The organism is Yeguia hominis (assembly GCF_014384705.1).
GTDB lineage: Bacteria > Bacillota > Clostridia > Oscillospirales > Acutalibacteraceae > Yeguia > Yeguia hominis.
The window spans coordinates 24,602-34,653 of record NZ_JACRSN010000025.1 but is presented as its reverse complement, the minus strand read 5'-3'; the positions used below and the strand labels follow the sequence as shown (position 1 = coordinate 34,653).

Annotated in this window: 9 protein-coding genes and 2 pseudogenes; 1 reads left to right on the top strand and 10 read right to left on the bottom strand. The window is 47.1% G+C overall.

The window, feature by feature from the left end; all coding sequences use genetic code 11:
* Positions 1-210: 210 nt before the first annotated feature.
* The 5 genes and pseudogenes from IAG03_RS12950 to IAG03_RS14630 form a co-directional block, all read right to left on the bottom strand.
* Positions 211-1,311: pseudogene (locus IAG03_RS12950) on the bottom strand (iron-containing alcohol dehydrogenase).
* A gap of 67 nt (positions 1,312-1,378) precedes the next feature.
* A pseudogene (locus IAG03_RS12945) lies at positions 1,379-2,474 on the bottom strand (M20/M25/M40 family metallo-hydrolase).
* 158 nt (positions 2,475-2,632) lie between these two features.
* Positions 2,633-2,884: a hypothetical protein gene (locus IAG03_RS12940; protein WP_249320496.1), complete on the bottom strand. Its 252-nt coding sequence runs from the start codon at positions 2,882-2,884 to the stop codon at positions 2,633-2,635.
* Positions 2,885-2,889: 5 nt separating this feature from the next.
* Positions 2,890-4,221: an aminotransferase class III-fold pyridoxal phosphate-dependent enzyme gene (locus IAG03_RS12935; RefSeq protein ID WP_249320494.1), complete on the bottom strand. Its 1,332-nt coding sequence runs from the start codon at positions 4,219-4,221 to the stop codon at positions 2,890-2,892.
* 29 nt (positions 4,222-4,250) lie between these two features.
* Entirely contained in the window at positions 4,251-4,457 is a 207-nt protein-coding gene (locus tag IAG03_RS14630; RefSeq protein ID WP_430472463.1) for a helix-turn-helix domain-containing protein, read from the bottom strand.
* Positions 4,458-4,483: 26 nt separating this feature from the next.
* On the opposite strand from IAG03_RS14630, the gene IAG03_RS14625 reads away from it, so the two are divergent.
* On the top strand, positions 4,484-4,669 hold the full coding sequence (locus IAG03_RS14625; protein WP_430472464.1) for a recombinase family protein: 186 nt from the start codon (positions 4,484-4,486) through the stop codon (positions 4,667-4,669).
* A 771-nt stretch (positions 4,670-5,440) separates the two neighbouring features.
* Here IAG03_RS14625 and IAG03_RS12925 read toward each other — a convergent pair.
* From IAG03_RS12925 to IAG03_RS12905, 5 genes are read right to left on the bottom strand one after another with little or no spacing between them, the layout of a single operon-like run.
* Positions 5,441-6,013, bottom strand: coding sequence for a chromate transporter (locus IAG03_RS12925; protein ID WP_249320490.1), 573 nt, complete (start codon positions 6,011-6,013; stop codon positions 5,441-5,443).
* Positions 6,010-6,585: a chromate transporter gene (locus IAG03_RS12920; RefSeq protein WP_249320489.1), complete on the bottom strand. Its 576-nt coding sequence runs from the start codon at positions 6,583-6,585 to the stop codon at positions 6,010-6,012. Before IAG03_RS12920 ends, IAG03_RS12925 begins: the two co-directional genes overlap by 4 nt.
* Positions 6,582-7,358, bottom strand: coding sequence for a prolipoprotein diacylglyceryl transferase (gene lgt, locus IAG03_RS12915; RefSeq protein ID WP_249320487.1), 777 nt, complete (start codon positions 7,356-7,358; stop codon positions 6,582-6,584). The genes IAG03_RS12920 and lgt overlap by 4 nt, the downstream gene beginning before the upstream one ends.
* Before the next feature lie 21 nt (positions 7,359-7,379).
* Positions 7,380-8,081 carry a response regulator gene (locus IAG03_RS12910; protein ID WP_249320485.1) on the bottom strand — a complete coding sequence of 234 codons (702 nt, stop codon included), beginning with the start codon at positions 8,079-8,081 and terminating at the stop codon, positions 7,380-7,382.
* Positions 8,074-10,050, bottom strand: coding sequence for an ATP-binding protein (locus IAG03_RS12905; protein WP_249320483.1), 1,977 nt, complete (start codon positions 10,048-10,050; stop codon positions 8,074-8,076). The genes IAG03_RS12910 and IAG03_RS12905 overlap by 8 nt, the downstream gene beginning before the upstream one ends.
* Positions 10,051-10,052 lie beyond the last annotated feature (2 nt).

The following is a 10,052-nucleotide window of genomic DNA, read 5'->3' as shown; positions in this document are numbered from 1 at the left end:
CCATCTGCAGCAGCTCTCTGCTTTTTTCCCTGCGGGCATTTTCTTCCGGGGTGCGTTTCTTTCTTGCCATTGTAAAACCTCCACTGTGGTGCTTCTATTATACACCACATTGGAGGTTTTCTCCCAGCTGCGCGTGGATCAGGCTTGAGACCGATATTAAGAAAACAACAATTTATAAATATTTATAATATCCGCCTTGGTAACCTCTTTTTACGTATTTGCAGGGCTTCCGCTTGCAAGTGCGTCATCTGCCATTTTATCTATATTGCCGAAAAAATCTTCCTTATCTATGCCATACTCGGCAAGCGAAGGCACTTCAAGCTTTTTGCAAATATCACCGATCGCATCCAAAAAAGCCGCCGCGGCAGTTTTGTCGTCTGCTTTGCCGTCAGCCGCATTTATTGCCCTGCCTAAGCTTGCAAAACGGGCGGCAGCTCCGTCAAGCGCAAAGGACATACATTTATACAACAGCATTGCGTTTGAAAGTCCGTGCGGCACATGGTAAAGCGCGCCTATCGGACGACTCATTCCGTGAACAACGGTTACGGAGGAATTGTTAATAGCGATACCTGCTTCAAGCGCGGCGATTGCCGTTTCGTTTCGCGCCGTCAAATCGTTACCGTCAGCATATGCAATAGGAAGATATTTAAATAACCGTTTTACGGCAGATATACAAACACTGTCGGTAAGCGGCTGAGCGCGGCGGGAGGTATACGCCTCTATGGCGTGAGTAAGCGCGTCAAGTCCGGTTGACGCTGTTACAGACTTTGGAGCAGAGATGCCGAAGCTGCCGTCTACCACCGCAACATCAGGCACTAAGACCTCTCCCTTTTAAAGCATTTTAATATTTCTTTTGGTGTCGGTTATAACGGTAAACTGCGTAGCCTCCGAGCCTGTTCCGGCGGTCGTGGGTATCGCTATCATTTTTGGCAATTTTATATCAATTACCTCACCGTAATAATCGCATATTTCCTTTTCACCTGAAACATTTACAGCAATAGCTTTCATAGAGTCTATCGGACTGCCGCCGCCTATCGCAATAAGAAAATCACTATCTTCGTCCTTATATTTCTTTGCGCCCGCCGCTATCATCGTATCGTCGGGTTCGCCTGTTATTCCGTCAAAAACGGTGTATAACAAACCGTTATCCTCAAGCATTTTGTAAAGAGCCGAAAAGCACCCGAGACCTCGGACATTTTTGCCCGTGACTATAAGCGCCTTTTTGCCGTATTTTTTAATAACTGTGCCGGCAGCATCAAGCGCACCGTTCCCAGAAATTATTTTCTTCGGCATAAAATATTCCCGTGACATAAATTTCACCCTCGTTCATCAAATAGCCTCTCCTGTAATTCTAATACGGGAGAGGCATTTTTTCAAATCAATCTTTATCCGCTTTAAGCACTGCACCCAGCATTACCGTTGCGCCCTCGGTGCAGTGTTTGACCGAGGAAAACTCAGGCTCGCAATGGGAAAGTCCGTCTTTAGACTGAACAAAGATCATCGTTGTACGCAGCATATAGGAGGCGAACTGCGCATCGTGACCGGCACCCGAATGAATTGACATATGCGGTATGCCGCATTCGGTTGCGGACTCCTCAACATAGCCGACAAGCCTTTTATCCCAGTAAACGGTATCTCTGTTCCAAGCCTTTGTGACCTCACATTTACACCCTGCCCATTCCTTTTCGCCGCAGCTTTTTACTACCGCAAGCACTTTAGCAAGCGCATCGGGGTCTTTGTGACGGACATCTATTGAAAAGTCAGCATAGTCCGGCACACAGGTATGTACGCATGGGTGGCAAGACAATTTCACCCGTGGTATAAACAAGCTCTGGGATTGCAAGCTTGTCTATTTTTTCATGAAGATAGCAGAGCGCTTTTGAAGCGGCATACAGGGCGTCACGGCGCTTAGGCATCGGGAAGGTGCCGGCATGAACGGTCTGACCGTAGAATTTTACACGGTAGTTAAACATACCGAGAACGCAGTCTACAACGCCGATATCCCTATTGTTGTCCTCAAGAATAGGCCCTTGCTCGATATGTGTTTCAAACATATACTGATATTTTTCGGGAGAGATGCGGTTCTTCCGCTCTCCCTTAAAGCCTGATTTATCAAGCGCCTCGCCGAATGTCTTTGTGGGGTCTAACATGCTTTTGGTTGCAAGCACCTCCATAGCGGACATAACGCCCAGTATGCCGTCGTAATTGCCGCCGTTTTTAACCGAGTCTACATGCGACGCCATTACAATCCGTTTAGCTTCAGGGTCGGAACCCGGAATTGTTGCGTACATATTGGCAACATCATCTGTCTCAATAGTTGCGCCTATGGCAGTCATACGCTTTACAAATTCATTGCGAGCCTTAATTGCCGCTTCGGACAGGGAATATCTTGTTATTCCGCCGTGTCCTGCATCGCCGTATTTTGAAAAGGTTTCTATTTTGTCCTTCATTCGTTCTTCGCTGCATTTATACATAAGTCTGCATCCTTTCTACATTTCTGCCGGTCTGCGACACTCGTTAAGTAGCCTAACAACATCTTTTCTATCAACATTAAAGGCTATGGAATCGGCTTCGTTTTCGGTTTCGAATATAAGCATAAACCTTCCGTCCCAGTCTGAAATGGTTATGTCGATTATGCGAGAACCAAGACCGAGCTTTTGTTCGATTCGCTGCGATGAATTGGCAAATCCGTATACAACGCCGCCCCACGGAACTTTAAACGACAGCTTTTTACCGTTTCGGGTTTAAGGTGGAATATAAGAGGAACCTCGGAATAGCCGATCGGAACATTTCTCAGCTTAGCCGGAACGAGACGGATCTGTGAAATGTCCAGATAGTCAAATAAATTTGCGTTTTTTATATTTTCGTAATGTTCGCCTGACATATCCGTCACCTCTTACCTATCATTTCATCCGCAATATAAAGCACTTCGTCAAGCTTTTTAAGTTCTTCCTCGATCTGCTCGGTTGTTATAATAAGCGGAGGCGCTACTATAATCATATTCTCGTGCGAATAGGTCATAAATCCGCGCTTTTTAAGCTCACCGATAAGCTTGCCCATAATTCCGTCGGGGTCTTTTCCGTAAGGAACAAGGGGGTCTCTTGTTTCCTTATCCTTTACAAGCTCTACTGCCGAGAAAAGACCGATATACCGTACATCGCCGACGCTCGGATGTGTTTTTTTCATTTCTTCAAGGCATTCGCCCAAAGCTTTCCCCGATTTATTGACATTTTCAAGAATGTTTGCATCTTTATAATAATTTAAGCACGCAACGCCGGCAGCACAGGCAAGCGGATGACCGCTGTAGGTAAGTCCGCAGGAAAGCAGGTGGTCATCGAAAAACGCCGCTATGTCTTTTGAAACGCAAACGCCGCCCAGCTGAACATAACCGCAGGTAACACCCTTTGCAAAGGAAACAATATCAGGCTTCACACCGAAATTTTCGAACGCAAACATTTTGCCCGTTCTGCCCCAGCCTGCCATAACCTCGTCGCAAATCATCATAATGCCGAACTCGTCACAAATGGATCTGACGCCCTTTAAATACCCTTCGGGCGGAATGATTACGCCGTTAGAACCCGTAATGGTTTCCACAACTATTGCGGCTGCGCTGTCGGGTCCTTCGTAAATAACCTGTTCCCTGAGCTTTGCAACATAATAATCCGCCGTCGCTTTTTCGGAATCGAATTTAATTTTTTCTCTGTAAACATAAGGGGCAAAGAACTTTACAAAACCCGGAGCGCCCGGTTCAAGCGGATAACGTCTCGGCTCTCCCGTAAGATTGCCGGCACCGTAGGTTGAACCGTGGTAGCTTCTGTATCTTGAAAATATTTTATGGCGACCTGTATACATACGGGCAATTTTTACTGCGTTTTCGTTTGCGTCCGCACCGCCGTTTGTAAAGAACACCTTTGCCATATTATCCGGCATAAGGTCAACTATCATTTTGGCTAAGGTGCTTCTCGGTTCGGAAGCGTAAGACGGCGCTATGTAACAGCATTTTTCCGCCTGCTCCCGTATAGCGTCAATTATCTGACGGTTTTTATGCCCCACATTAGGGTTTACAAGCTGGCTTGACATATCGGTATATCTGTTGTCGTCAAAGTCATACAAATATATACCATCGGCGTCCTTAATGGGAAGCGGATTTATTGCCGCCTGCTTTGACCAAGACTGTAAATTATACTTTTTATGATATTCTACTATAGTTTTTGCGTCCATTTTAAATTGCCTCCGTTAAATAAACTTAATTAAATCTTTAATTTTAAATGCCAATACAAGCTCAGCTTTTTCTTTTCGGTAAGTGTACTGCCCAAAAGGTCCCTTATTTGTTTTATGCGGTTGTTTACGGTATTTCGGTGCACTCCGCTTTTCTCCGCCACTGTGTTAACACTGCAATCGCACTCAATATATATGTTTTTGCAGTCATAAATGCTTTGCTTTGTGCGGCAGCACACGGCTTTTTACACACTAAAAAGCGGAGATTTATAAAAATAAGAAGTCCTCTACAAGTAAAATAAATCATATACGAAAGGAGCTGCCGCCCGAAGAACATTTTAAACATGAAAACGCTGTGCCTGCAATCATACCAAAAGAGATATGGAAGCAGACACAGTTTTTACTTGAGCAAAAGCTAAAAAATGTAAGGGCTTCTTTTCGCTGGCTGTAGGTCACCGCCAATACGGTATCTCCGAAGACGGCAAGCCGTCTGTAATCAGAAACATTGGCAGCTTTCATTTGCGGTGCGTGTTCGTACAGTCCGGCATATTCCCGCACCGTAGAGATCTTATCCTGAATATCTGCAATTTTACTGCGGTATTCATCCGAGAGGTTTTGGTCTGCGTTGCTTAAATACTGAGCCTTGTATTTTATCCGGCAAAGGGGTATGCCGTCCGAGGACACCTCCAGCCATCCGCTGCCGTCCATCTTGGTGTTGTACCGAGCCCTGAGCCGCTTGGCTAATTCTTTCTGTAGCATATCTGTTTTCTCCTTTTTGAGGGTAATAAAAAGGCAGATAGATTTTTGATTTCTATCTGCCTGCGTATTAGATATTCGGTTGTGTAATAGTTCAAGACATCCAACAAAGGGAAAATATCATTTTTATATCTGTCAAAACTGTTCGCTGAAATTTTGTCGTATAAACGGTGAAAACCCCGATGAAAGGCAGGCTCACATAAGGACGCTTTCAAAAAGTGACCGATTGAGAGCAGCACAACGCCACAGAGTTTTAAATCTCTGTGGCGTTGTGCTTTTTTATAGCTAACAGGAAAATGATTAGAAAAAATTTTGATCTTTGATTAAGGTTGCGGGCGTAACAGTTGCTGCAAAGTGATTTATTCTACAATGGCGGCGTCCGTCAGTCTGGAATAGTAAGCAGTATATTTCCGTAAAAACAGCAAAGCCGCCCGGTTTCGGACGGCAAATTGGCACAGGCTGTGTTTTATACTCCCCAAAGCAACATGCCGAGTGCGGCAGAAAAGAGTATCATTATAATCGGCGACGGTGCAGTTTTTTTGATTCTTTTATATCCGAAATGTGTCAGCCACAGAATGGCAAAGACCAAAATGGATTTAGGATCCGGAGCAAGCGCCGAATGAATATCCGTAAAACCAAGCAATGTTGATATGGCCATACCGATTGCCGTAGCGAGAATCATTGCGATAACGCAGGGGCGGACGCCGGAGAGAAAAGCGTTGACGCCGGCATATTTCATCAGGTTTTTGAGTACCGCCGCAATTAAAAGTATAATAACGAAAGACGGAAGAACAACGCCGAGCGTAGCAAGAAACGAGCCGAGAATGCCGCCTTGCGTGGAACCTATAAATGTCGCCATATTAACGGCAAGCGGACCGGGCGTCGATTCCGAAACGGCAATGAAATTTAAGAATTCGCTTTCCGTTAGCCAGCCGTTTGAAATGACTGTTTCTCTTACAAGGGAAACCATTCCGTATCCGCCGCCGAAGGAAAGGGCACCGATCATTAAAAAATTCAGGAATAATTTCAGGTAGATCATTGTTTATTGCCGTTTCCTTTCCGCAGTTTTTTCAGGAAGAAAATTGCAAGTCCTGCTGTGCCGCAAATCAGAATATAGTAAACGGAAGAAAAAGAAACGGCGAAAACAGTGCACGCCAGCATTGCAGCAATGACCGACAGCAAAATGACCGTGTTAAAGGCATTTCTTTTAATGCTTTTCAGCATTTTCAGCCCGGCAGAGGAGATCAGATAGATCACACATACCTGTATTCCGCGGAAAGCAAGGGAAACCCATGTAAGGCTTAAGAATTGATCAAAAAACAGTGAGATGCAAAAAATTACGGTAAACGAAGGAATACAAACCGCCACGGTAGCCGCCGCAGCACCGAACAAGCCTGCAATTTTGTAGCCGATGTATGTGGCGCTGTTGATTGCAACCGGTCCGGGTGTAGACTCGGCAATGGCTACCATATTCAGAAAGTCGTCCTTTTCGATCCACTTCTTGCGCTCTACAAATTCGTTTTCAAGCAGCGCAATCATAGCATATCCGCCGCCGAAGGTAAAGGCGCCGATTTTAAGAAAGGTGAGAAACAAAGTCCACTCTTTTCTCATTGCCGCACCGCCTGTCTTTTACGGATAATAAAAAGTATAACGATACCGAGAATAATCAGGCAGCCGGACAGCACCTGTGATACACGGATACCCGGAAGGAGATAAAGGCTGTCAGAGCGCAGCCCCGCCACAAAAAGCCGTATCGTGCCGTACCCGATCATATAAAACGGAAGAAGATAGCCTTTTCGCCTGAAATGCGGGCAGCATATCAGCATAGCGGTGAGTAAAGCTAAATTCAATGCAGATTCGTAGAAAAAGGTTGCCTGCCGCCATTGGTCGATTTCTTCTACGTAAACGCCGTAAGGAAAAAAGCAGAGCGAAGGATTTGTAATTTGGTTTCCGTATGCCTCTTGATTGACAAAATTCCCCCAACGCCCGATAGCTTGCCCAAGCACAAGGCTCGGCATCAGGGTATCGGCAAGTGACCAAAAGGAAATCCGTTTTACTTTACAGTAAATCAATGCGACTGCGACACCGCCGAGCACTCCGCCGTAAATGGCAAGACCCCCTCGGTTAATTTCAAAAACAGAAAGCAGGTCGTTTTTGTAATTATCCCATTCGAAAATCACATAGTAGGCTCTTGCACAAATAATGCATACGGGGATCAGCCAAAGAGCAAGATTGTATATATGCTCCTTGTTGATGCCGGTTTTTCTGCATCGGTTTATCGCCAAAGCAAAGCCAAGCACCATACCGCAGGCGATAATGATTCCGTACCAAGCGATATTCAGCCCTTCCATTCCGAAAAGATTTTCTATTGCATATCGGTTCAAATCCTTGTTTCTTCGCTTTTCTCAGTCTACCCGCAGCATACGGTAACCGATGCCGATATGCGTCTGAATGTATTGCGGACTGTCCTTTTGCGGCTCCAGCTTTTTGCGCAGTGTCGCCATAAATACTCTCAGGGAAGCAATATCGTTTTCCCAGCTGCTGCCCCAAATCTGCTGCGTGATATAGGTGTGCGTCAGCACCTTTCCGACATTATGAGAGAGCAGACACAAAAGCTTGTATTCGATCGGGGTCAGGTGCAATTCCTCCCCATTTAGATAAGCGCAGCCGGCGGCATAATCAATTTTAAGCTCGCCGTTTTGGAAAACGGGAGAATCGGTATCGCCGCTTGCTTGCAGAAGCAGCAGCCGCCTTTGCGTGACCCGAAGGCGTGCCAAAAGCTCCTCCACGGAAAAGGGCTTTGTCAGATAGTCGTCCGCCCCGGCATCCAGCGCCGTGATTTTGTCTTTATCCTCGCTGCGTGCACTGATCACAATAATGGGCATATTGGACCATGAGCGGATGCTTTCGATCACCTGTGTGCCGTCGATATCCGGCAGACCCAGATCCAGCAGAACGATATCCGGGTTATGGGAGATCGCCTCCATGATCGCACCGTGTCCGTTCTCCGCGGTCAGGTAGCGGTAATCGTGCGCCTTTAATGTTGTTACGATCAGATTGCGGACGGGACGGTCGTCCTCCACAACGAGAACAAGGGGTTTATTCATTCAGAGTCACCTCGCTGAGCGGTAAAGTAAAGGTAAATACACAGCCGTGCGGTACGTTATCCGTAAGCGTCAGCGTTCCGCCGTGCAGCTCTACGATAGATTTACACAGGGTAAGCCCGATCCCGAAGCTTCTGCGGCTGTCTGCAACGGTATTTTTCCCGGTGTAAAACATTTCAAAAATATGCGGTTTCATATCGTCTGCAATGCCGTTTCCGTTATCGGCGACACGGATCACGGCATCCTCGCCCTGTTTTTCGGCACTTACGCAGATCTCCGAGCCTTGTTCGGTATATTTCAAAGCATTATCAATAAGGTTGACAATGACTTGCACGATAAGCTGTGCGTCCATACGGGCAAGGATCAAATCGTCGCACCTTACCGTCACCTTGTGTCCGACGGATTTTTTCTTCAAATGCGAAACGGCTTCGTTGACCACTTCGTCTACAAGCTGGTCGGTAAGCTCCAGCTTCAGGCGTCCGTCATTCAGTCTTGTGACATACAAAAGATTTTCCACTACGCCGATCAGCCATTCGGAATCGTCATAAATATCTTTATAGATCTGCTGCTTTGTTGCTTCGTCCAGGCAGCTTCCGTTATGCAAAAGCGTGTCCGCATTACCCGAAACGGAGCAAAGCGGCGTGCGCAGATCGTGTGAGATCGACCGCAAAAGGTCGGCGCGCAGCTGCTCGCTTTTTGCAAGATCTGCCGCCCGTTCCTTTTCAGCGGCGTTGTGAGCATTATCCATTGCCAGCGCACATTCATTTACAACCGACAGTACGATGCTGCTCTCAAATGAATCGGGCTTTTCGGGTTTCATCGGTATCCCGATCACCCCGTAGACTCTGCCGCCTGCACGGATCGCGAGATAAAGACATTCGGATTTGCCGAACTGTGCTGTCGCTGCTCCTGCACGGCGGCCGTTTTGAAGCACCCATTCTGCGGTCTGCCGTTCCGCATCGCTTAACAGCTTTTCAGCGTGTGCGTCCTTTTTTTCGGCATACAGCCGCCCGGTCGACATTCCGTTTTCACTTTTCGTGTAGGCAACAATGCTGCGGTCAAGCAGCCGTGAGAGCTGCATACAGGTCACGCTTAAAACATCATCGTTGCTTTTTGCTTTTTGCAGCAGACGGTCGGTGTCGAACAGCACCTGCACACGGAACGCGGAGCGAGCCGAGAGCCTTGCATGATCTTTCAGCTTCGAGGCAAGCGTGCCGGTGAGAACGGAAGACGCCAGCATGACTGCAAAGGTAACAGGATAGCCTACGGCATAGGTCTGAAAGGACAACCTGGGTTCGGTAAGGAAAAATCCGAACAATACAACACTTAGAAGTGAGCCTGCCATACTGCAAAGGTATCCTTTGGTCAAAACGGAGATCATCAGCACACCGAGGATGTATACCGTAACGATATTGGTATCGGGAAAGCCGAGATGGTCGAACAGAAACCCGATCGCCGTGCATACGGCAAGCGTCAGGACGGTCACGGCAATATCCCGCAGCGAAGGTATCTCTGCACCAAGGAACAGACGGCGTCTGTGCGGATTTGTGTAGTTCAGTGCGTCGGGAATAACGTGAATGTCAACATCGGGGGCGGAGGAGATCAGCTTTTCGGTGAGAGTCGGTCTCCCAAACAGCCCTCTGCGTCTGGCACTGCTTTGCCCAATCACGATTTTGGTCACATCGGAAAGCCGAACATATTCCGAAATCTGCAGCGGCACATCCTCACCGTGCGTCATAACGATCTCGGCGCCAAGTTTTTGCGCTAGCTGAATGTTTTCTTCAAGTCGCAATCGATTATTTTCGGTTACAACTGTATCCGTCTGCACATAGATGGCGGTAAATTTTGCATGAAGGACCTTAGCCATCTTTGCGGCGGTGTGTATGATCCTTACATTGGACGGCGAAGAGGATAGGCAGACAAGGATATGCTCGTCTGCGCCGTTTTTTGACTGCTCGGTTTGTGTTCTCATCG

Coding starts and splice junctions, on each gene's coding strand:
- IAG03_RS12910 (WP_249320485.1), bottom strand. CDS start 8,081: ATGAATAAACCCCTTGTTCTCGTTGTGGAGGACGACCGTCCCGTCCGC.
- IAG03_RS12920 (WP_249320489.1), bottom strand. CDS start 6,585: ATGAGAAAAGAGTGGACTTTGTTTCTCACCTTTCTTAAAATCGGCGCC.
- IAG03_RS12925 (WP_249320490.1), bottom strand. CDS start 6,013: ATGATCTACCTGAAATTATTCCTGAATTTTTTAATGATCGGTGCCCTT.
- IAG03_RS12905 (WP_249320483.1), bottom strand. CDS start 10,050: ATGAGAACACAAACCGAGCAGTCAAAAAACGGCGCAGACGAGCATATC.
- IAG03_RS12940 (WP_249320496.1), bottom strand. CDS start 2,884: ATGTCAGGCGAACATTACGAAAATATAAAAAACGCAAATTTATTTGAC.
- IAG03_RS12935 (WP_249320494.1), bottom strand. CDS start 4,221: ATGGACGCAAAAACTATAGTAGAATATCATAAAAAGTATAATTTACAG.